17 protein-coding genes are annotated in these 22,190 nt (G+C 41.6%); 12 read left to right on the top strand and 5 right to left on the bottom strand.

Features of this window, described 5'->3' with window-relative positions; genetic code table 11:
- The first annotated feature begins 282 nt into the window (after positions 1 to 282).
- The gene (locus ACTNB8_RS03310; RefSeq protein WP_441052280.1) at positions 283 to 1,302 is read left to right on the top strand and encodes an ABC transporter substrate-binding protein; all 1,020 of its coding nucleotides are present in this window, start codon (positions 283 to 285) and stop codon (positions 1,300 to 1,302) included.
- A 105-nt stretch (positions 1,303 to 1,407) separates the two neighbouring features.
- Here the strand turns inward: ACTNB8_RS03310 and ACTNB8_RS03305 are convergent, their stop codons facing one another.
- On the bottom strand, positions 1,408 to 2,739 hold the full coding sequence (locus ACTNB8_RS03305) for an MATE family efflux transporter (protein ID WP_441052279.1): 1,332 nt from the start codon (positions 2,737 to 2,739) through the stop codon (positions 1,408 to 1,410).
- Positions 2,740 to 2,812: 73 nt separating this feature from the next.
- Here ACTNB8_RS03305 and ACTNB8_RS03300 point away from each other — a divergent pair, with 73 nt between their 5' ends.
- Both ACTNB8_RS03300 and malQ read left to right on the top strand, forming a co-directional pair.
- A complete protein-coding gene (locus ACTNB8_RS03300) occupies positions 2,813 to 3,718 on the top strand; it encodes an AraC family transcriptional regulator (protein ID WP_441052277.1) in 906 nt (301 codons plus the stop codon).
- Positions 3,719 to 4,035: 317 nt separating this feature from the next.
- The gene (gene malQ, locus ACTNB8_RS03295) at positions 4,036 to 5,535 is read left to right on the top strand and encodes a 4-alpha-glucanotransferase (RefSeq protein WP_441052275.1); all 1,500 of its coding nucleotides are present in this window, start codon (positions 4,036 to 4,038) and stop codon (positions 5,533 to 5,535) included.
- Here malQ and glgB read toward each other — a convergent pair.
- Positions 5,520 to 7,304 carry a 1,4-alpha-glucan branching protein GlgB gene (glgB, locus tag ACTNB8_RS03290; protein ID WP_441052274.1) on the bottom strand — a complete coding sequence of 595 codons (1,785 nt, stop codon included), beginning with the start codon at positions 7,302 to 7,304 and terminating at the stop codon, positions 5,520 to 5,522. The genes malQ and glgB overlap by 16 nt on opposite strands.
- Before the next feature lie 164 nt (positions 7,305 to 7,468).
- On the opposite strand from glgB, the gene ACTNB8_RS03285 reads away from it, so the two are divergent.
- From ACTNB8_RS03285 to ACTNB8_RS03260, 6 genes are all read left to right on the top strand, one after another.
- On the top strand, positions 7,469 to 8,011 hold the full coding sequence (locus ACTNB8_RS03285; protein WP_441052272.1) for a TetR/AcrR family transcriptional regulator: 543 nt from the start codon (positions 7,469 to 7,471) through the stop codon (positions 8,009 to 8,011).
- Positions 8,012 to 8,018: 7 nt separating this feature from the next.
- On the top strand, positions 8,019 to 10,784 hold the full coding sequence (locus ACTNB8_RS03280) for an NYN domain-containing protein (RefSeq protein ID WP_441052270.1): 2,766 nt from the start codon (positions 8,019 to 8,021) through the stop codon (positions 10,782 to 10,784).
- A gap of 62 nt (positions 10,785 to 10,846) precedes the next feature.
- A complete protein-coding gene (locus tag ACTNB8_RS03275; RefSeq protein WP_441052268.1) occupies positions 10,847 to 11,818 on the top strand; it encodes a leucine-rich repeat protein in 972 nt (323 codons plus the stop codon).
- Complete coding sequence (locus ACTNB8_RS03270) at positions 11,815 to 13,176, top strand: vWA domain-containing protein (protein WP_441052266.1); 1,362 nt, start codon at positions 11,815 to 11,817, stop codon at positions 13,174 to 13,176. The genes ACTNB8_RS03275 and ACTNB8_RS03270 overlap by 4 nt, the downstream gene beginning before the upstream one ends.
- Entirely contained in the window at positions 13,166 to 14,665 is a 1,500-nt protein-coding gene (locus ACTNB8_RS03265) for an ATP-binding protein (RefSeq protein ID WP_441052265.1), read from the top strand. The genes ACTNB8_RS03270 and ACTNB8_RS03265 overlap by 11 nt, the downstream gene beginning before the upstream one ends.
- Positions 14,662 to 15,780, top strand: coding sequence for a ComEC/Rec2 family competence protein (locus ACTNB8_RS03260; protein WP_441052263.1), 1,119 nt, complete (start codon positions 14,662 to 14,664; stop codon positions 15,778 to 15,780). Before ACTNB8_RS03265 ends, ACTNB8_RS03260 begins: the two co-directional genes overlap by 4 nt.
- Positions 15,781 to 15,783: 3 nt before the next feature.
- Here ACTNB8_RS03260 and ACTNB8_RS03255 read toward each other — a convergent pair whose 3' ends face one another.
- The 3 genes from ACTNB8_RS03255 to ACTNB8_RS03245 all read right to left on the bottom strand — a co-directional run bounded on the left by ACTNB8_RS03255 (position 15,784) and on the right by ACTNB8_RS03245 (position 19,020).
- Complete coding sequence (locus tag ACTNB8_RS03255; protein ID WP_441052261.1) at positions 15,784 to 16,680, bottom strand: selenium metabolism-associated LysR family transcriptional regulator; 897 nt, start codon at positions 16,678 to 16,680, stop codon at positions 15,784 to 15,786.
- A complete protein-coding gene (locus tag ACTNB8_RS03250; protein ID WP_441052259.1) occupies positions 16,670 to 17,872 on the bottom strand; it encodes an aminotransferase class V-fold PLP-dependent enzyme in 1,203 nt (400 codons plus the stop codon). The genes ACTNB8_RS03255 and ACTNB8_RS03250 overlap by 11 nt, the downstream gene beginning before the upstream one ends.
- A 260-nt stretch (positions 17,873 to 18,132) precedes the next feature.
- Positions 18,133 to 19,020, bottom strand: a complete 888-nt coding sequence (locus ACTNB8_RS03245) for a YitT family protein (protein WP_441052258.1) — start codon at positions 19,018 to 19,020, stop codon at positions 18,133 to 18,135.
- Between the two features lie 298 nt (positions 19,021 to 19,318).
- Between ACTNB8_RS03245 and ACTNB8_RS03240 the strand changes: the two genes are divergently transcribed.
- The 3 genes from ACTNB8_RS03240 (at position 19,319) to ACTNB8_RS03230 (ending at position 22,021) form a co-directional block, all read left to right on the top strand.
- Complete coding sequence (locus ACTNB8_RS03240; protein WP_441052256.1) at positions 19,319 to 20,314, top strand: SIS domain-containing protein; 996 nt, start codon at positions 19,319 to 19,321, stop codon at positions 20,312 to 20,314.
- Positions 20,315 to 20,441: 127 nt separating this feature from the next.
- Positions 20,442 to 21,188: a GntR family transcriptional regulator gene (locus ACTNB8_RS03235; RefSeq protein WP_441052254.1), complete on the top strand. Its 747-nt coding sequence runs from the start codon at positions 20,442 to 20,444 to the stop codon at positions 21,186 to 21,188.
- On the top strand, positions 21,185 to 22,021 hold the full coding sequence (locus ACTNB8_RS03230; protein ID WP_441052252.1) for a sugar phosphate isomerase/epimerase family protein: 837 nt from the start codon (positions 21,185 to 21,187) through the stop codon (positions 22,019 to 22,021). The genes ACTNB8_RS03235 and ACTNB8_RS03230 overlap by 4 nt, the downstream gene beginning before the upstream one ends.
- The last annotated feature ends 169 nt before the right edge of the window (positions 22,022 to 22,190 follow it).

Below are 22,190 nucleotides of genomic sequence, written 5' to 3'. Positions count from 1 at the left end.
TTTTTTCTGCGAGAAATACGGTCGTTTTCAGAAACGAGAATGGAGAGTACCCCAAGGGCTAATAATATTATAATAATTTCAGAAGTATAAAAAGTCATGACTATTGCCTGAATTCTTCCTTATATATTTTTTTGTTTAAAACAGTATAACATAAAATAACAGCAAAAAGAGAGATTTCTTATTTTTTATCTGCCGGGAAAGTTGAAAATGGAATCTTATGTGTTGAACGTTTTTTTTCTTTCTGCATATGCTAACAGAAGAAGTCGGTAAAGGAGCATCTGCATGAAGAATAAAAAATGGATCACACTGGCGGCAGCAGTCGTTCTGGCAGTGACCGTATTGCCAATGGGCGTGTTTGCTGCAAAAAAGGAGGGTACAGAAGAGAAACTTACCAGGGTTACACTGAATGAAGTAGCCCATTCCATCTTTTATGCCCCACAGTATGTGGCAATTGAAGAAGGATATTTTGCTGAAGAAGGGCTGGATCTTATGCTGGTGACTGGATTTGGAGCAGATAAAACGATGACAGCTGTGATTTCCGGTGAGGCAGATATTGGATTTATGGGAGCGGAGGCATCTGTTTATGCTTATCAGGAAGGGGCCACTGATCCTGTGGTGAACTTCGCACAGCTTACTCAGCGTGCGGGAAATTTTCTTGTTGCAAGAGAAGAGATGCCGGATTTTAAATGGGAAGATCTGAAAGGAAAGAAAGTTCTTGGCGGTCGAAAAGGTGGCATGCCGGAAATGGTTTTTGAGTATATTCTCCGCAAAAACGGTCTGGATCCACAGAAGGATCTGACGATTGACCAGAGTATTGATTTTGGCTCTACAGCAGCAGCTTTTACAGGAGAGGATTCTGCTGATTTTACCGTTGAGTTTGAGCCTGCGGCAACAGCACTGGAAAAAGAAGGAGCAGGATACGTTGTTGCATCACTTGGTATAGATTCCGGATACGTACCATATACTTCCTACAGCGCAAAGACCAGCTATATGGAAAAAGATCCGGAAGTCATTCAGAAATTTACCAGTGCACTTCAGAAAGGTATGGAATATGTGCAGGCACATACACCGGAAGAAATTGCAGAGGTGATCGCACCTCAGTTTGCAGAGACTGATCTGGATACCATTACGACTATTGTAAAAAGATACTATGACCAGGATACCTGGAAGTCAGATCTTATTTTTGAGAAGGAAAGCTTTGAACTTCTGGAAGATATTCTGGAAGATGCAGGAGAACTGAAAGAACGAGTACCATATGAAAAACTTGTTACAACAGAATATGCTGAGAAAGCGGCTGAATAATTTGTCAAATATGTTTCCCCTGAAGTCCGGAAAACTTCAGGGGATTTTTGTTTGTGCGCCATGGAGCACTCTGACGGGGAAAGTCGTGTGTTCTGCAGGCTGTTATCAGTTTCTCATCATTTTATAGTAAACAGGAATCAGCAGGGAACAGGCTCCGAGCCATGCCATCGGACTTGCAATACATACAGAAGTATAACCAATAACCCCGGAAAGCCCAACTGTGGCAGCAATACGCATGACAAGTTCGATCATGCAGGCTGCAAAAGGTGCCTTTCCATTTTGCATACTCTGGATGGAAGTACGGTAGACTGCCAGTAAACCCAGGAGAAAATAAAAAGGTGCAACTACAGTCAGATAGGCATCAGAAAAATGATAAATTTCTTTTGTAGGATTTGAGAGAAACATCTGTACAATAGGATGACGCAGAAGCAGGATGCCAACGCACATGATAAGATTGAAAGCTTCTGTCTGAATAAGGCTGGCATTTACTCCCTGGCGGATTCTGTCTCTTCTTCCGGCACCAAAATTCTGGGCAATATAATTTGAAATTGCTGTCATCATGGCATTATTTACAAGAACAGAAACCTGGTCTGCTTTGGAAGCTGCTGTATATCCGGCAACAGCAGCAGTTCCCAGTGAATTTACAACGGTCTGCATGGCAAGCTGTCCGATACACATGACAGACATCTGAAATCCCATTGGAAATCCTGTTTGCAGATGAACACTCAGGGTACTTTTCAGATTATGAAAATCATTTTTTTGCAAGTGAAGCACCGGAAAATTTTTCAGGCCGACGATCAAACTGAAAATAGCAGAGAGAAACTGGGAAAGAATCGTAGCCCATGCAGCCCCGGATACACCCATATGAAATGGTACAATAAAAAGTATATCAAGAAAAATATTCAGCACAGAAGAAAACACCAGAAAATAAAGGGGTGTTTTGCTGTCGCCCAGTGCCCGGAGCATATTTGAAATCATATTATAAAAAACAGTGGCGCCTGTTCCGAGAAGTACTACAAACATATAATCATAGGCTTCGCCGGAAATATCGCCGGGAATCTGCATCCATCTGAGAATCTGATGAGACAGAAGACAACAGACCAGAGTCAGAACAACAGTAAATGCAATAGAGAGAACAGCAGATGCTGCAATACTTTTTCGCATTCCTTTTTCATCTTTTGCACCACATCTCTGCCCAAGACAGATTCCGAATCCTCCGGTAAAACCATTGATGAAACAGAAAACAAAATAGATAATGATGCTGGTGGAACCTACAGCTGCAAGGGAAGATGCCCCCAGAGTTTTGCCTACAATGACAGAGTCGGCAAGAGTGTAAAAAAGCTGAAATAAATTTCCGAGAATCACCGGAATGGCGAATTTCAGCAAAGACCAGAATGGATTTCCGGTTGTAAGATCCATTTCTTTAGATCTGGACATAAAAACCTCCTTGTGTGTTCCTGATGAGAACGATATACTTAAATCAATAAAACAGAAGCTGGAGAATTGTAAAATGCCTAAAAGAAAAATCCTGGTAGATGATACCAGAAGAGAAATTTCTGCTCATGGAACAGAAACTTTTCCCATGACAGTCAACCATGATGATTTGTGGTCTTTTGAAGGAAGGAATGTTCCCATCCACTGGCATAACGATCTGGAAATCAGTCTTCCAAGAGAAGGTGAGGCAATTTATCAGGTTTACCAGAAAACTTACAGAATCAGACCGGGAGAAGGGCTTCTTCTGAACCGAAATGTGCCACACAGCTGTAGTTCGCCTGATAATCACCATGCCCGTTACAGCACAATACTGGTCAGACCGGATTTCCTCTATGGAGATTTCGGAAGCGATGTTGAACGTAATTGCTTTCGACCTTTTTTGGAGAATTCGGCAGTGCCATGCATTTATCTGACTGACCAGGATAAAAGCGAAGCTGAGATTCTGCAGAAACTGAATCTGGTTGAAGAGCTTTTTGATCAGAAACCATACTGTTATGAACTGGAGATCAAAGGCCTTCTGTGTGAAGTTTTCAGTCGGATTTTTTACAGACACAGACAGGAACTGAACAAATTGGTTCCTGCCAATCTGCTGGAACTGGAACGTCTGGAAAAAATGCTGAATTATCTTAATATGCATTTTGCAGAAGTGATTTCCCTCAGTGAGCTGGCAGATCAGGTACATCTGTCCAGGGAAGTCTGTTGCCGCCTTTTTAAAAAAATGACAGGAAAAACCATTACAGAATATCTGGAAGAGTATCGTGTAAATAAAAGTTTTTCACTGGTACAAAGCGGACAGTATTCCATGACTCAGATTGCAGATATGGCAGGCTTCAGTAATGCCAGCCGTTTTGCCAGCGCTTTTCGCAAAATGTTCGGCTGCAATCCCGGTGAATACAATTCTCTGAAACAGCAGAATAAATAAAAATTCCAGGCTGTTTTACTGCATGGTTCATTATAGAGAAACAAGGGGTAAAATGCGATTCCGGTGTTGCTCTTTATGATACAGATATTGATTTTTTGATGTTCCTGTAATTGGCTGTTTATAATATATCTTAAGTTGCTGTGAACGGAGTAAAAAATAACTATCTTAAAAAATCAACATAAACCATCGATTCTTAACATTGACGATTTGCTTCCAGATGTGTAAAAATAAATATAACAGTTAAAACAGGGATACCGGGCGTGAAACACAGCCTGGTTTTCCGTGTTTATAAAAGTAATATACAGGGGAGGAAGAAAATGGCAAAAAGAAGAAAAGCCGGCGTGCTGCTTCCAATCAGCAGTCTGCCGTCAAAATATGGAATCGGGTGCTTTGACAAAAGCGCATATGAATTCGTTGATCAGCTGAAAGCAGCAGGACAGAGTTACTGGCAGATTCTGCCGCTGGGGCCGACCAGCTATGGAGATTCACCGTATCAGTCATTCTCTACATTTGCAGGAAATCCGTATTTTATCAGTCTGGATGAACTGATAAAAGAAAAAGTGCTTACAAAAAAAGAATGCGAGGCTATTGATTTTGGAGATGATCCGGCAAATGTAGATTACGCAAAACTCTATGAAGGCAGATTCAGACTTCTTCGAAAAGCATATGAACGCAGTAACATCTATATGGATCCTGAATTTCGCAAATTTCAGGAAGAAGAAGCCTGGTGGCTGAAAGATTATGCACTTTTTATGGCAGTGAAAAAACGCTTCGGCGGTGTTCAGTGGAGTGAATGGGCAGAAGATATCCGCCTTCGCTGGCAGAATGCCCTGGATTATTACAGAGAAGAAATGTATTTTGAAATTGAATTTCAGGAATATATGCAGTTCAAATTCCGCCAGCAGTGGATGAAACTGAAAAAATATGCCAATGAAAACGGTATTCAGATTATTGGTGATATTCCGATTTATGTTGCCATGGACAGCGCTGATACATGGGCAAATCCGGAACTTTTTAAATTGGATGAGAAGAACTGTCCGATCCAGGTGGCAGGCTGTCCGCCAGACGGATTTTCTGCAATAGGCCAGTTATGGGGAAATCCTCTTTACAACTGGGAAGTACATCGAAATACCGGTTTCGACTGGTGGGTAAAACGAATTGCAAACTGTTTCAGACTCTATGATGTTGTACGTATCGATCATTTCAGGGGATTTGATGAATATTATGCAATTCCGTATGGTGACAAAACTGCAGAAAATGGCTGGTGGGAAAAAGGACCTGGCATGGATCTTTTCCGTACAATTTCCTACAGGCTTGGCGAGCGACAGATTATAGCAGAAGATCTTGGCTATATGACAGATTCTGTTAAACAGCTGGTAGAGGAAAGTGGTTACCCGAATATGAAAGTCATTGAATTTGCATTCGATGAACGTGACACGGGAAATGCCAGCGATTATCTGCCGCATAATTATCCAAATAATTGTGTGGTTTATACAGGAACACATGACAATGAAACACTGATTTCCTGGCTGGATGATATTACACCGGCAGAAAGAAAGCAGGTAAGAACATACCTCAATAATTTCCATGCTTCCAGAGAAGAACTGGAACAGGATCTGATCTGCCTTGTAATGTCAAGCGTGGCAGATCTTTGTGTGATCCCGATGCAGGATTATCTTGGACTGGATAATTCAGCCAGAATGAACCAGCCGTCTACACTCGGCAAAAACTGGAAGTGGAGACTTACTTCAGGGCAGTTTACAGAAGAACTGCAGAAAGAAATCAGGGAACTTACGGGACGTTACGGAAGAATATAATACACCGCAGAATACGCCGGAAGGGTCAGCACGATCCTTCCGTTTTTTAATGCCCTGACACCTGATTTACGCTTCAGCGATCCACCATAGATGGCCAGATCACTGTTCAGTAACTCCTTAATTTTACTCACATCCGGCAGGCTGAGCTCATACATCTGCTCCTGGTCAGAAAAATTAAATACCGAAACAATTCGCTCCTTTTTACTGATTCTCTGGAAAGCATAAACACACTTACCTTCCTGATGGCAGTCGATCCACTGAAAACCGTCAGCAGAATAATCCTTTTCCCATAGAGCAGAATGCTCCAGATAAAGCTTGTTGAGATCCTTCATAAAACGTGCAAAACCTGCATGGATCGGATAATCCAGAAGCATCCAGTCCTGCTCACGCTTTTCATCCCATTCACGGAGCTGACCGATTTCATTACCCATGAAGTTAAGTTTCTTTCCAGGGTGCGCATACATATACATATAAAGAGCACGTGCCTGCGGGAATTTATTGTCGTAATCTCCATTCATTTTCTGCATGATAGTTGCTTTTCCATGGACAACTTCATCATGAGAGAGAGGAAGCAGGAAACGTGCATCATAAAAATACATCATGGAAAAAGTTAACTTATGATAACTTTCACTTCTGTATTCTGGTGCAGTACGAAAATAATTCAGAGTATCATTCATCCAGCCCATGTCCCATTTATAGTCAAAACCAAGGCCGCCCTGATCAACAGGATCTGTAACTTTCGGGAAAGAAGTAGAATCTTCGGCAGCAAGAATTGCAGTCGGGTGAATTCCCTTCAGCCCCTGATTCATATATTGAAGAAATTCCACAGCGTTCAGATTTACACCTCTTGCAGGATCACCCTGCCAGTAGATTGCACGACTGATCGCATCCATACGGAGTCCATCCATATGAAATTCACTGAGCCAGTAATTTGCACAGGACTGAAGAAAACTTCTGGTTTCACCTCTGGAATGCATGAAGTTACAGCTTCCCCATTCACTGACACCGACAGCTGAATTAGGATACTCATAAAGTGCAGTACCGTCATAATTTGCAAGCGCATAACCGTCCACTGCAAAGTGCACAGGAACAAAGTCCATGATCACGCCGATTTTATTTTTATGACAGGCATCTACAAAAGCTTTCAGTTGCTCAGCAGTTCCATATCTGGAGGTAGGACTGAAAAAACCAGTTGCCTGATATCCCCAGGATTCATCACAGGGGTATTCATTAAGCGGCATGATCTCCAGATAGTTGTAGCCATTTTTCTTGAGATAAGGAATCAGAATGTCGATCATTTCTTCATAATCATACCAGTCATCGGCTTTCTCAGAAGGTTTGCGGAAAGAACCAAAATGTACTTCATAAATATTCAGAGGTTTCTGGCGGCAGTCTGTACGGTTCTGCATCCATTCACTGTCCCTGAAATGGTACTGTGACATGTCACGTACAATGGAGGCACTGTTGGGACGGAGTTCCATCCCGAAACCATAAGGATCACAGTGTTCTACTGCATTGCCATTCCTGTCATAGATGCGATACTTGTACATCTGGCCTTCTTTTGCCTGAGGCACATAACACTCCCAGAAATTACCGTCAGAAACACGGTTCATTTCCCATTCCTGCCAGTCATTAAATTCCCCGATAAGAGTAATACGTGAGGCAGAAGGTGCAAACGTTCTGAAAACAACGCCTTCCCCTTCAACATGAGCTCCTAAATATTTATATGCATCAAAAATCTTTCCTGTATAAAAACCATAAAAATCCATAAAATTCTCCTTTAGCCAATGGTATCATAAATAAATAGACAACAGTTGTTTTTGTGATTATAATAATAGAAGAAAAAACAGACATAATCTACCGACAATTCCATCCAAATGGTGGATAAACAACTATTCGACAAATCTGTCGGAAAACAAAGAGGACAGGATCTATGGATATCAGAATCGAAAAAACTCAAAAAGCCATCAAAAATGCATTTCTTGAGCTGCGTTCCCGAAAAAATCTTGAAAAAATTACAGTGAGGGAACTGTGCGAACTGGCACGGATTAACAAATCAACGTTTTACAGTCATTATGAAGATATATATGCACTTGCGGAAACGATGGAATCTGATACGATCACGGAAGTGATCCGGAATGTATATCGTCAGCAGGAAGATCCTATCCAGAATCCGGATATTTTTACAAGAAACATGTTTCTTGCACTGACTTCAAGTAATGCACTGATCAGGATTCTTTTTGCAGGAAAAGAAAAAAGCCGCCTTGGCGACTGCCTTGAGACAGAACTGAAAAAACTGATCTTGCAGAAGTATCCGGAATACAGAAATGATACAGAAAAAAACATTCTGCTTTCCTGTTGTGTGCAGGGCTGTTTTCATGCATATCTGAACAATCAGGAAGAAGATATTGATACCCTGATGAGAATCAGCGAAATGGTTGTGCGGCGTCTTGCACCACTTTATCAGAATAAATGAGGGACATATGAAAAAATTAGTAACGGGGCTTCTGGCACATGTAGATGCCGGAAAGACAACATTATCAGAGGGACTTTTGTATCTGGGAGGAGAAATCCGAAAACTGGGACGTGTGGATCACGGAGATGCCTTCCTTGATACTTATGAACTGGAAAAGGAACGTGGAATCACTATTTTTTCCAAACAGGCAATACTTAAAACAGATAATATGGAAGTAACATTTCTGGATACGCCGGGGCATGTGGATTTTTCAGCAGAAATGGAGAGAACTCTGCAGGTGCTGGATTATGCGATACTTGTTATTAACGGAATGGACGGAGTACAGAGTCATACAATGACTTTGTGGAGACTCCTTGAACGTTATCGGATTCCGGTATTTATATTTATCAATAAAATGGATCAGGTCGGAACAGATCATGACAGGATTCTTGAAGATCTCAGAAAAAGGCTTAGCAGTAACTGTACAGATTTCAGAGAGGAAAAAGATACACTTCTTGAAAATGTAGCAGTCTGTGATGAAAAAACTCTGGAAAAATATCTGGAAACAGGAGAATTGGAAACAGAAGATATAACAGACCTTATCAGAAACAGAAAAATTTTTCCATGTTATTTTGGATCTGCACTTAAGATGCAGGGAGTTCAGGAATTTCTCGAGGATTTTGAAAAATATACAGAAGAACCGGCATATCCTTCAGAATTCGGAGCAAAAGTATTCAAGATAGCCAGAGACAACCAGGGAAACAGACTTACTTATATGAAAATTACTGGCGGATCACTGAAAGTAAAAACGATACTCAGCAGCAAAAAAGAGCAGCATGTTCTTCCGGGACAAAAAAAGCAGGAGTCCTGGGAAGAAAAAACTGACCAGATCCGTCTGTATTCAGGGGCAAAATTTGAAACTGAAACAGAGGTGCAGGCTGGGACTGTCTGTGCTGTGACAGGTCTTACCAGAACATATCCGGGTGAAGGACTGGGAGCAGAAATAGAATCCGATCTTCCGGTTCTGGAACCTGTACTTAATTACCAGATTCTTCTTCCACAAGACTGTGATCCTCACAAGATGCTTCTGAATCTCAGGCAGCTTGAAGAGGAAGAACCGGAACTGCATATTCTCTGGGACAGTATGCTGGGTGAGATTCATGTACAGCTTATGGGAGAAGTACAGATTGAAATTCTGAAAAGTCTTATCTGGGAACGTTTTCATGTAGCTGTGGAATTTGGAACAGGAAATATAGTGTACAAAGAGACTATTGCAGAGCCTGTAGAAGGTGTGGGACATTTTGAGCCGCTTCGCCATTACGCAGAAGTCCATCTTCTCATAGAGCCGGGTGAACCAGGCAGTGGATGTCAGTTTTTTACAGCATGTAGTGAAGATGTGCTTGCAAGAAACTGGCAGAGACTGATTCTTACGCATCTGGAAGAAAAAGAGCATCTGGGTGTCCTTACAGGTTCACCACTGACAGATGTACAGATCACACTTCTGACGGGACGTGCGCATACGAAACATACAGAGGGGGGAGATTTCCGTCAGGCAACTTACAGGGCAGTACGTCAGGGACTGAAAAAAGCCAGAAGCATTCTTCTGGAACCCTATTATGAATTCAGACTGGAAGTCCCGGCAGAAAACATCGGCAGAGCAATGTCCGATATCCAGAAAATGCAGGGAAATTTTGAACCTCCGGAAACAGACGGGGAGACAGCTGTTCTCAGTGGAACTGCAGCAGTTTCACAGATGCGTGATTACCAGAAACAGGTGATTTCCTACACAAGTGGAAAGGGACGGCTCTTCTGTAGTCTGAAAGGTTATGCCCCGTGCAAAAATCAGGAAGAGATAGTTGCATCTGTCGGATACGATTCAGAGAGTGATCTGGAAAATCCCACAGGTTCTGTATTCTGTGCCCATGGAGCCGGTTTTATTGTACCATGGTACCAGGTGGAAGAGTACATGCATCTGCAGACAGGTCTGGATATGGATTCGCTTGCCGAAAACAGTGAATCCTGGTATGAAGATATGGAAGAAACATATGCGCCTCCGGTGGATAACACCAGGGCAGGAAGTCCGGCTGGTGGAAAAAACGCCAAAAAGGGCTCCGGCTATTCCTATAGTGGAAGCTATGAAGACGAAGAAGAACTGAAGGCGATTTTTGAAAGAACATTTGGACCCGTAAAAAGAGACAGGGGTGCATTTCAGAAAAAAACAGTCCACGCACCTTCACAGACAGTCCGTTACAGATCGCCCAGACCAAAACAGGAAGAATATCTTCTTGTAGATGGATATAATATTATTTTTTCATGGGAAGAACTGAATGAACTTGCAAAAGAGAATATTCATGCAGCCTGCGACAGACTGAAAGACATCCTCAGTAACTATCAGGGATACCGCAAATGTACGCTGATCCTGGTGTTTGATGCATATAAAGTTGAGGGACATGCGGAAGAGATACTTCCTTACCATAATATTTATGTTGTATATACCAGGGAAGCAGAAACGGCAGATCAGTATATCGAAAAAACCGTCCATAAAATCGGACGGCAGAATCAGGTGACAGTTGCCACTTCAGATGGTCTGGAACAGATTATCATCATGGGACAGGGGGCTCACAGGATTTCTGCACAGGGCCTGAAAAAAGAAATAGAAGATACAGAAAAAAATGCCAGAGAAGAATGGCATCAGATGAGACAGAGCAGTAAAAATTATCTTTTTGATCATATGTCAGAAGAACTGCAGGCAGAAATGGAAAAAATCCGCTTGGGAGAAAACAAAGGCAGATGATCAGTTACTGTGAACATTTACGATGATCACACAAAGGAAACAGAAATGCGGGAGAGCAGCAGATGTATTATCTTTATCATCAGAACAGGAATGGTGTCTGTATTGACAGATGCTTCGGATATGACGGAATTCTTGAGTTACCGGAAAAAATAAATGACTTTCCAGTGACAGAACTGGGAGCATATATTTTTTCGGACGGAATGGATAAGTCCGACAGAAATAATTTTATAAAAAATGACAGTATATATGATGGAAAAGAAACTGTAGAGACTTTTTCAGAAGATATGCCGGATATGGCAGGCACAAAATTGAAAGAGCTGAAGCTTCCTTTACATCTCCAGAAAATAGGCAGATATGCGTTTTATAATTGCTTTGAACTTGAAAAAATAAGTTTCGGAAGTTCGCTGAAAGATCTTGGAGCAGGCGCACTTACCGGCTGTCACAGGGTACATTATATAGAGGCTGAGCTGAATGAAAGCGGGGAGTCATGCCTCAGAGAAGTGCTGACGGAACTGCCGGAAACACTTCTTGTGGAAATTATCGGAGCCGGCGAAAAGGGACGCTTCTGGTTCCCGGAATTTTTTGAGGAAGGAGTAGAAAACACTCCGGCCAGGATTCTTGAAAACCATGTACACGGAAGCGGTATCCGATACAGAAACAGTTTCCTGCATAAAACTCTGAACATACTTGAGTATGATAAACTTTTTCCCTATGCAGTTGCATGGGAACAGGAAGACGTGGTTCTGAAACTTGCACTGGACAGGATTCTTTATCCGGTTGGTCTGACAGAAGCAGCAGAAAAACAATATCATGAATATCTGAAAGAACATGGGGAAAAAACATTTCTTTATCTTGGAAAATCTGGAAAATATCATGAACTGACAGAGATTATCCGAATATTGAAACCGGAGAGAGAGCTGCTGGAAAAGATCCTTGAAAAGGCGCAGAATGTCGGGGATTCCAGGTGGGTCAGCATACTGATGAATGAACTTGCAGGAAAAGTCAGAAAGAAGAGAAAGGCATTTGAACTGTGAAAAAAGAAGACAGAGATAAATTCGGAAATTTTGTCCATGAAGAGAGAAAGAAGGAAGAAGAAGTCTTAAACATCTGTCAGGATATCATGAAAAATTCCGGAAATGAACTGGCTGTTTCCATGAGATATTTTTATGGGGCACTTAGTGCATTGAGAGTGATTCCGTCAGGAGAACCTTCTTCAATGGGAACAGACGGAAAAATTCTCTATGTGAATCCGGGGTGGCTGATTCCTGTATTTATGGAACATAAAGTCCGGATAAACAGGCTGTATCTCCATGAACTTTTTCACTGTCTTTTCTGTCATCTGTGGAGCAGGAAGGAACGGGAACAGGAGATATGGAATCTGGCGTGTGATATTGCTGTAGAGCATGTGTTGGATGAAATGTATGAAAAGGCAGTCTATTTAAGGCCAGACAGTTTCAGAAGAGAAAAATATATACAGTGGAAAGAGAAATATCAGGTGCTTACAGCTGAAATTCTGTATAAATTACTGCTGGAAGAAACAGAAGATGAGAGACAGAAACTCGTGCAGGAATTCAGAAAAGACGATCACCAGTTCTGGTATTCGCCCCGAAATAAAAGCGGAATGGCATCAAGGCAGAAGCAATGGGAAGAAATGCGGCGCAAAATGCAGACAGAGATGGAGATGTTTGCAAAAGAAGCAGCAGGTCAGTCACCGGGGCTGATGGAACATCTTCAGGCGGAAAACAGGAAAAGATATGATTATCGTGAATTTTTGCGTAAATTTTCTGTGCTGAAAGAAGAGATGCAGGTTGATATGGATTCCTTTGATCCGATTTATTATCATTTTGGCATGGAAACATATGGAAATATGCCGCTGATCGAACCACTGGAAACAAAGGAAATGAAAAAGATCGAAGATTTTGTGATCGTTGTTGATACTTCCATGTCCTGTAACGGTAGTCTGATCAGGCGTTTTCTGGAAGAAACGTACAGCGTACTGGCAGAGTCGGAGAGCTTTTTCCGCAAAATACAGGTGCACATTATTCAGTGTGATGACAGGATACAGGAAGATGTGGTGATCCATGATCAGAAAGAAATGGAAGCCTATCTTCAGGATTTTACAGTAAAAGGGTTCGGAGGAACAGATTTCAGACCTGCCTTTGCATATGTAAGCCGGCTGCTGAAACAGGGGGCTTTTCAGAGGCTTCGGGGACTTCTGTATTTTACCGACGGTTATGGGACTTTTCCTGGAAAAATGCCGCCATATGAAACAGCATTTATTTTTATGAAAGACGATTACCGGGATGTGGATGTACCGCCATGGGCCATAAAACTGATATTAGATACAGAGACACTGGAAAAGGAGAGGAATCAGGAACATTATGAATATTAAACAGGCAAAACAGGAGATTATGGATACGGTACAGGCGTACCTTATGAAAGATGAATACGGGGAATATGTGATCCCGACTGTTCATCAGAGACCTGTACTTATCCTTGGAGCACCGGGAATCGGCAAGACACAGATCATGGAGCAGGCAGCGAGAGAGTGTGGTGTGGCACTTGTTTCCTACACGATCACTCATCATACCAGACAGAGCGCAATTGGACTTCCCTTTATTTCAAAGAAAAAGTATGGTGAAAAGGAATATTCTGCGACTGAGTATACTATGAGTGAGATTGTGGCAAGTATTTATGACCGCATGGCTGAAACAGGACTTAAAGAGGGAATCCTTTTTATTGACGAGATCAACTGTGTGTCTGAAACACTTGCACCTGCAATGCTTCAGTTCCTGCAGTGCAAAACTTTTGGAAATCATCAGATTCCGGAGGGCTGGATCATAGTGGCAGCAGGAAACCCGCCGGAATATAACAAGTCAGTGCGTGATTTTGATGTGGTAACTCTCGACCGTGTAAAAAAGATCATGGTCGAGCCGGATTATCAGGTCTGGAAGGAATATGCATACAGAGAAAATCTGCATCCGGCGATCCTTTCCTATCTTGAACTGAAAAACAGTTGTTTTTATCAGATGGAGACAACAATTGACGGCAAACAGTTTGCAACACCAAGAGGCTGGGAAGATCTTTCTAGGTTAATGAAAGTTTACGAAAAACTTGGAAAAGAAATAACCTGTAATGTGGTTGAACAGTATATCCAGCATGAACGAGTGGCAAGAGAATTTGCGGAATATTATGAATTATATCAAAAATACAAGCAGGATTATCAGATTGCAGAGATTCTGAAGGGCAAAAATTCTGAGGCAATGGTGAAAAAAGTATCTCACGCCGCTTTTGATGAAAGAATCAGTGTTGTAAATCTTCTTTTTTCAGGTGTACGTCAGAGCATCCGGCAGATTGTTCTGCAGGAAGAAGTGCTGGATCAGGTGTTTACTGTGCTCAAAGAACTCAAAACAGGGTTTGCCGGTGGAAATGCAGCCCAGCGTCTTGGTGATTATGTGGATAACCTGAGCCTGGAGATGAACAGAAAGAAAAAAGAGGGACTGCTGGAACGAAGAGAGGAATACAGCATCCGCAGAGCATTGTCCATGCTGGAAGGATATGGAACGATCCTGAAAGAAAACAGTGGAGCGCAGGGCGGGGAAGCGTTTGCACTTCTGAAAGATGCTTTTGGAAAAGACCGGGAACAGTGGGAAGAAAACTGGGATCAGGCAGGAAACACACTGGAATATGCTTTTGATTTTATGGAAGCAGCTTTTTATAACAGTCAGGAAATGGTAATGTTTGTGTCAGGTATCAATACAGATTTTTACTGTGTGCGTTTTCTGGAAACTTACGAATGCGAAAGATATATCCGATATAACAGAGATCTGCTGTTTGAAGATGTAAGTCAGCAGATAAGAAGGAGGATAGAAGAATTATGAAAAAGAATAAGAACAACAGAATAAAATCAGCACTGTTGTCGCTTCTTCTGGCAGCAGCCCTTATTATTCCGGTAGATCTGACGTCTGTTCAGGCTGCCGGAACAGGTGATATGGCGGTACATTTTATTGATGTGGGACAGGGACTTTCCATACTTGTACAGTCAGGTGGAGAAAATCTTCTCTATGACGGAGGAGACCGTGCCCATGCGGAAGAAGTAGTACAGTATCTCAAAGATCAGCAGGTAGAGTCCATTGACTATATGATCTCTTCCCACTATGATGAGGATCATCTTGGTGGATTAGTAGCCTGTCTCAATGAGTTTGAAGTGGAAAACGTTCTGGGTTCCGATTATGTACATACTTCACAGTTGTTTAATGATTTCATGAATACAGCTACGGCAAATGCTCTGATCGTTCAGTATCCTTCTGTCGGAGACACTTATGAATTTGGAACCGGAAGTTTTACGGTAATGGCTCCTTCCGGAATTTCAAATAACAGCAATGATAACTCTGTGGTTATCCGGCTTGTAAATGGAAACAACAGTTTTCTGTTTATGGGAGATGCAGAAGAGACAAGTGAACAGGATATGATCAGTACAGGAATGAATCTTGACTGTGATGTTCTGTGTCTGGGACATCATGGATCAGCTTCCTCAACATCATGGGATCTTCTCGAAGCTTCCACACCTTCCTGGGCAGTTGTAAGCTGCGGGGCAGGTAACTCCTATGGACATCCGACTGCGGAAACTATGGGTAAACTTAAGGATATGGATATTCCTGTATACCGTACAGATGAACAGGGAACTATTATATCTCTTTCTGACGGACAGAATATCAGCTGGAATCAGGAGCCGTGCAATGATTATAAGCCGGGAGATGAAAGGACCGCTTCTTCTGATTCAGATTCAGGTCAGCAGAATGCGGCAGTACAGCAGAATGAAACAACAGAGAATGTACAGGCTGAGCCACAGGGCAGAATGGTGTGGATTTCAGCAACAGGAAGCAAGTACCACAGCATTCCGGACTGCGGAAACATGAATCCGGCAAATGCAAGGCAGGAAACAGAATCCCAGGCACAGGCTGAGGGATACGATGCCTGCAAAAAGTGCTGGTAGAAATCAGGAATCCTGATAATATTTTTTTACATAGTTTACAAACTGACGTACATGAGCTTTCAGAATGCGGTTTTTGCTGTATACAATATAGAAGCTACGTTTATGAGCAGATTCTTCTAATGGAAAAAGAAGAATCTGCTTTGTTTTTGCAAGATCTGTCGCTGAACGTGCAGAAAGGATGGAAATTCCAAGTCCGTTGACGATTGATTGTTTAATGCTTTCGAGGTCATTCATACGGGCAATCACATTCAGGCTGGAAGGTTCCACGCCTGCTTTTTCGAGAAAGATATCCATTTCTTTTTTGGTACCGGAGCCTTTTTCGCGTATGATAATGGGATCATTCAGAAAATCCTGAAAAGTCACCTGCGAGTTCTGCATCTGCAGATAGTGATCATTTACAGGAGTGGCAAGTACCAGATCATCCCGGCAGAAGGGTAGAAAAACACAACTGTTATCCCCGGTATTCTGACCAACGAGAGCCAGATCCACACTGCCGTCAAGTACCTGATTGATAGCACCTGCACTGTCAGTCTGTCTGGAATGAAAATAGACATCTGGATACTGGCGTCCAAAACCTGCGAGAAGTTCCGGAAGAAGATAAGATGACGGTATTGTAGAGGCTGCCAGGTCGATGATCTGTTTTCTTGATCCTGTAAAATTTTCCATAAGGTTGTTGCGGATATCCAAAATGCGGACAGCACTGTCATAGAGCTGATAACCTTTTGCTGTTATTTCTGTTTTTTTGGTTGTACGTATGATAAGTTTAACGTGAAGTTCTTCCTCAAGGGAGCGTATATGCGCACTGATCGTAGGCTGGGTAAGATAAAGACGGCGTGCAGCCTCCGAAAAGCTTCCATAATCTACGACAGCAACAAAAGCTTCCAGTTGTTTAAATTCCATGGATAAAGTCTCCTTCTATCTGGCGTGTTCCGGTAATACGGAAAAGTGCTTCTACAGCCTGTTCAATTTCTGACTGCGTATTTTCAGGCCCGAATGAGAATCGGATGGTCCCTGTAGGATAAGTACCAAGTGTTTTATGTGCACTTGGGGCACAGTGAAGTCCGACTCTGGTCATGATACCGTACGTGCTGTCCAGTTCATAAGCAGCAAGTGCCATATCAATTCCAGGTGTCTGTACAGATGCTACAGGGCAGCGGTTTTTGAGATCTTTTTTTCCAATGATACGGATGTGTTTTCCGTCAGGATCCGCATCAAGAATTTTTTCTATAAAAATTTCTGTAAGTTTCAGTTCGTGCCTGAAAGTTTCTTCCATAGAAGACTGTTCCAGATCACTGAGTGCGGCATGGAGTCCGAGGATACCCGGGATATTCGGTGTGCCCGGCTCGAAACGGTCCGGAAGAAAATCAGGAACTTCTTCTGTATGGGAAATACTACCTGTGCCGCCGCTGATCAGTGGTGTTATTTCCGGTATCAGTTCATTTCGAATCAGGAAGCCGCCTGTTCCCTGAGGTCCCCGAAGCCCCTTGTGTCCGGTGAAAGCAAGTGCAGACAGGTGCAGTTTTTCCATATCAATGGGAATACTTCCGGCAGTCTGTGCAGTGTCCAGGATAAAAAACAGATGATGTTTCTGACAGAATTCACCAATCTGTTCTACCGGCATAAGAGTGCCGCACACATTGGAACCGTGAAGACATACCAGAAGGCGGGTAGATGGTTTTATAAGGGAATCTGCCTGATCCAGAAGAAGAGAACCGTCAGGAGCACAGGGAATCCGGTCAAAAGAAATTCCATGTTTCTGAAGCTGGACAAGTGGTCTCATGACTGCATTATGTTCCATAGAAGAAACAAGTACATGGTCACCCGGTTTCAGAAGACCCTTCAGCAGGATATTCAGGCTTGTTGTTATATTTGGTGTAAAGATCACGTTTTTGTTTTTTCCTGAAGTAAAATGAAAGAGACGGCGAAGCTGTTCTCTTGTTTCGAAGATTTTCTCCTCGACAGAGTAAGCAGCTTCATAGCTCCCGCGGCTTACATTTACCGGTGAATTGGAAAGATAGTGGTAAACAGTGTCAGCTACAGACGGAGCCTTGGGAAAAGAAGTGCTTGCCTGGTCCAGATAAATTTTGTTCATAGTAGCCTCCGAAATTATCAAGATATGATCAGTATATCATATTTGCGTGAAAGAGGGCTAGTATCAGTAACGATATTACTACTGATACCAGCCCTCTTTGTTACTGTTCACTCCGTTCACAGCAACTTGGTCAAAATCCATTCCAAATCACCTTCGGTGATGGGATTTTGCCCCGTATGTCTCGGGATTTTGCCATATTCATGGCAAAACACCTCGCGGAATATTACCTGTGAACAGTAACCCCTCTTTCACAATTTTTTTCAGGCATCAAAACGTTTTTCGAAATTACCAATGATTTCCAGATGATCGGTGTATGTAATAAATGCGTCAGGGTCTTCAGAAGCTACAATCTGTTTCAGCTGCTGGCTTTCATATTTGGAAATAATTGTCATAATTACCTGAATAGGTTCTTTTTTATAACCGCTTTCTCCTGTCCAGGTAGTATAGCTGCGATTAAGATCAGAAATAATCTGATTTCCTATAAGATTGGGGTTGGTCTTTGTTATGATAAAGGCATTTGTCATAATATTCTGATAATGGATTTTGTCCATCATAACGCTGGCAGCATAACAGAAAATAATAGAATAAATAGCTGTCTCCAGACTGTTATTCAATGCTCCGAAAGAATAAATAGCTGCATTGACCAGAAGCGTGAGTTTTCCAACGCTGAAATCAGGGAATTTCTTTGAACAGTAAATACCTACAATATCTGTACCACCACCGGAACTGCCGCATTTCAGAGTGAGTCCTACGCCAAATCCCGAAACAGCTCCGCCAACAAGGCAGCATACCAGCTTGTCAGAAACAACTGGAGCCTGTGCTGCCGGGATTACAGCCATGAAGAAAGACTGTAAAAAAACAGTGCATACTGTTTTTAAAAAAAATGTGCGGCTGACTGTTTTCCAGGCAAGAAAGAAAAGAGGAATATTGAGTATCCAGAGAAAAATGCCGGTAAAATCAATTCCTGTAGGAAATGTAATATGAAATATTTTTTCCAGTAAAGTCATAAGTACCTGAGAAATACCGGTGAAACCACCACTGTACAGATTCAGTGGAACAAGGATGATACGAAAAGCAGCGGCGTAGAGAAATACACCCAGAACAGCGCCTGCCATTTTCAGTATATCGGAGTAGACTTTTTTGGTCATAATAAGATACCTCCCTAATTATCTGCGTTTTCTTGATAAGTGCTTTGATAAAGACATTATATGACAACCTAAAACATGAGTCAATAAACAATTCAAAAATAGAAGGATTTTAAGATATCATACGAGAAAATACATAATACAATACATGGAAGATGTATTAAAAGCGCGAAAATATAACATATACAATATGCATAAAAATAAAAAGTGCAGCAAAAATGGTTGAAATATATAATACGTCATGATACAATATGTTACATCAATAAACAATCGAAAATCGAAAGCGTAGGAGGATTGAACAATGTTTAACTTTAATGAAGAGGCAGTCAGAAAAGAACATGAAAACGGAGTTGGCATCATTGCAAAGACACAGGAAGTAGTAGACCAGATCTGTAAAGAAGGATTCAAAAATATCTTTTATATCGGAATCGGAGGAACTATCCTTTATGCAGGACAGATGGAACACATTGTAAAAGATGCAGGATCTACAATTCCGCTGATTCTTGAAAATGCAGCTGATTTTAACTGGGTTGGTAATCCTCATTTTGGAAAAGATTCTATTGTTGCCATTGCATCTATCTCCGGAGATACAAAAGAAGTAGTGGCGGCAGTAGATAAAGCCCATGAAGTAGGTGCGAAAGTAATTGGATATGTAGAAAAAGAAGGAAGCCCGCTGTATGAAAAATGTGATTATGTGATCAGTACTGTTGGCGGTGAATATTATTTCTGGTATACAGTAACTCTTCGCTTTATGGCTAATGCAGGACAGTTCCCGAAATATGACCAGTTCATGAAAGAAATTGTTAATATGCCGGAAAATGTTGTAAACATTTATAAAAAATCTGATGAAAAAGCAAAAGAATTTGCAGACAAATATTGTGATTCACCACTGACTTATCTGGTAGGTTCAGGAAACCTGGAAGACTGGGCTACCTGCTATGGTATGTGTATTATGGAAGAAATGCAGTGGATGCGCACAAGACCGATTTCAGCTGCAAACTTCTTCCATGGAACTCTGGAAGTGATCGAAAGAGATATTCCGGTGATTCTGATCAAGGGAGAAGACAAAACCAGACCGGAAATGGATCGTGTGGAAAAATTTGTGAATACGATCAGTGCAAATGTTACAGTATTTGATTCAAAAGATTTTGAACTTCAGGGAATCAGTGATGAATTCAGAGGTATCTTGTCACCAATCGTTATGAGAAGTGCATTCCAGAGAGTATCTACACATCTGGAACATAATCGCCGTCATCCACTTGCAATCAGAAGATATTACAGAAGACTTGACTACTAATTAAATAGTTACTGTTCACAGGTAACATTAAATATCCTTGCACACTGGAATCATTGTATGTTATATTTGTATTAATTACTTGTATAATTGGACTTAATACATCATGAGATATGAAAGTGAGTTTTTTATGAAAAAGTTGAAAAAAGATTCCAGTGTTGCATTGTATCAACAGCTTATAAACGAAATTAAAGAAAGCATACAGGCAGGTGAACTGAAACCCGGAGACCGGTTGATGACTGAAGGTGAATTCAGTAAAGAATATGATATCAGCCGGATTACAGTAAGAAAAGCAATTGAGGTTTTGGTAGAAGAGGGAATCCTGATCAAAAAACAGGGAATAGGAACTTTTGTAGCTGACAAGAAGCTGATAAGAGATGCAAGTATTTTTATGGGATTTACGGAGAGTTGCCGTCGGGACGGCAAGGTTCCCAGCAGCAGACTTTTATCAGCAGATCTTTCAGAGGCTTCTGGCGTGGATCAGAGAAATCTGAATCTGGAAGAGGGAGAAATGGTTATCAGGGTGCGTCGTCTCCGTTTTTGTGATGGAACACCGACAGTTCTGGAAATGAATCATTTTTCTCAGAAATATGCATTTCTTCTTGGCGCTAATCTGGATGGTTCTCTTTATGAGATACTGGAGCAGCATGGGGTTTATGTGGTTGCAGGCAAAAGAAAGATTACCATATGTTATGCAACAAAAGAAGAAGCGGAGTTACTTAATGTAAAAGAAAATGACGCCCTCCTTATGATGAAAGATTTATGTCTGGATGCACATGGAGAAGTGATCCACAGTTGCAAAAGTATTATAAATCCTCTGTATTATGATCTTACTTTTATAAGTTCAGCTGAACGTGTGAAGTGGGAAAAAATATGATAACAATCCAAAAATCACAGCTTTCTGTGATGAATATCCAGTACAGATATTTTTCGCTGGATAAATTTCTGGACGATGCGGTCGGTAATGAAGTATCTAATATAGAACTGTGGGGAGCTATGCCTTTTTTTAATATAGAAGACATGACTTACCAGGAAGTGAAAGAGGTACGCCATCAGATTGAAAGCAGGGGACTGAAGCTGGTATGTCTTACTCCGGAACAGTGTGTATATCCTGTGAATCTCGCAGCACCATCAGAGGCAGCAAGAAGAAGAAGCCTGAAATTCTTTGAAGATAATATAAGGGCTGCGTCTGAACTTGGTACAGATAAAATGCTGATAACAACAGGATATGGATTTTTCGATGAGAGCAATCATGAAGAAGCGTGGAAGTGGGCCAGAGATGGAATTTATGATCTGGCAGAACTGGCGAAGATACATGGTATTACCCTTGCTCTGGAAGTGCTGCGCAGAGATGAAAGTAATCTGGTATACAATCTGCCTACGCTGACGCAGATGCTGGCTGAACTGAAACACGACAGTGTTGGAGGAATGATCGATACAATTCCAATGGCACTGGCAGGAGAGCGACCGGCTGATTATCTGCAGGCACTTGGTGAACGGCTTGTGCATGTCCATTTTATTGACGGAGCACCCAGAGGACATCTCGCATGGGGGGATGGAATACTGGATATGCAGGGATACCTGGAGGAGTTTTCCAGATATCATTATAAAGGGTATCTGTCTCTGGAAATTACGGATGGCAGATATTATATGGATCCGACACAATCCGTGCAGCAGAGCGTGAATGCGCTGTATAAAGTTTTGAAATAAAATATACAGTTAAAGTATGTTGTATTATGTGGTACTATATGATGCAACATACTTTTTTTGTTAAAAATTTAAAGAATAATGCCAAAAAGACAAGGATTGTTCTCGATGAAGAATCTTCGTCAATACATGTTTTATAAGAATAATTATGCACAATGCACAAAAAAACATG

Origin of the sequence: Blautia sp. HCP28S3_G10 (assembly GCF_052065235.1) — a bacterium.
In the GTDB taxonomy this organism is placed as follows: Bacteria; Bacillota; Clostridia; order Lachnospirales; family Lachnospiraceae; genus Blautia_A.
This window is presented reverse-complemented; position numbering and strand designations above follow the sequence as displayed.

Bases quoted from the DNA above. Each gene is read 5' to 3' on its own strand.
- glgB (WP_441052274.1), bottom strand. From the start codon at position 7,304: ATGGATTTTTATGGTTTTTATACAGGAAAGATTTTTGATGCATATAAA.
- malQ (WP_441052275.1), top strand. From the start codon at position 4,036: ATGGCAAAAAGAAGAAAAGCCGGCGTGCTGCTTCCAATCAGCAGTCTG.
- ACTNB8_RS03285 (WP_441052272.1), top strand. From the start codon at position 7,469: ATGGATATCAGAATCGAAAAAACTCAAAAAGCCATCAAAAATGCATTT.
- ACTNB8_RS03255 (WP_441052261.1), bottom strand. From the start codon at position 16,680: ATGGAATTTAAACAACTGGAAGCTTTTGTTGCTGTCGTAGATTATGGA.
- ACTNB8_RS03280 (WP_441052270.1), top strand. From the start codon at position 8,019: ATGAAAAAATTAGTAACGGGGCTTCTGGCACATGTAGATGCCGGAAAG.
- ACTNB8_RS03250 (WP_441052259.1), bottom strand. From the start codon at position 17,872: ATGAACAAAATTTATCTGGACCAGGCAAGCACTTCTTTTCCCAAGGCT.
- ACTNB8_RS03235 (WP_441052254.1), top strand. From the start codon at position 20,442: ATGAAAAAGTTGAAAAAAGATTCCAGTGTTGCATTGTATCAACAGCTT.
- ACTNB8_RS03300 (WP_441052277.1), top strand. From the start codon at position 2,813: ATGCCTAAAAGAAAAATCCTGGTAGATGATACCAGAAGAGAAATTTCT.
- ACTNB8_RS03260 (WP_441052263.1), top strand. From the start codon at position 14,662: ATGAAAAAGAATAAGAACAACAGAATAAAATCAGCACTGTTGTCGCTT.
- ACTNB8_RS03310 (WP_441052280.1), top strand. From the start codon at position 283: ATGAAGAATAAAAAATGGATCACACTGGCGGCAGCAGTCGTTCTGGCA.
- ACTNB8_RS03245 (WP_441052258.1), bottom strand. From the start codon at position 19,020: ATGACCAAAAAAGTCTACTCCGATATACTGAAAATGGCAGGCGCTGTT.
- ACTNB8_RS03265 (WP_441052265.1), top strand. From the start codon at position 13,166: ATGAATATTAAACAGGCAAAACAGGAGATTATGGATACGGTACAGGCG.
- ACTNB8_RS03240 (WP_441052256.1), top strand. From the start codon at position 19,319: ATGTTTAACTTTAATGAAGAGGCAGTCAGAAAAGAACATGAAAACGGA.
- ACTNB8_RS03230 (WP_441052252.1), top strand. From the start codon at position 21,185: ATGATAACAATCCAAAAATCACAGCTTTCTGTGATGAATATCCAGTAC.
- ACTNB8_RS03305 (WP_441052279.1), bottom strand. From the start codon at position 2,739: ATGTCCAGATCTAAAGAAATGGATCTTACAACCGGAAATCCATTCTGG.
- ACTNB8_RS03275 (WP_441052268.1), top strand. From the start codon at position 10,847: ATGTATTATCTTTATCATCAGAACAGGAATGGTGTCTGTATTGACAGA.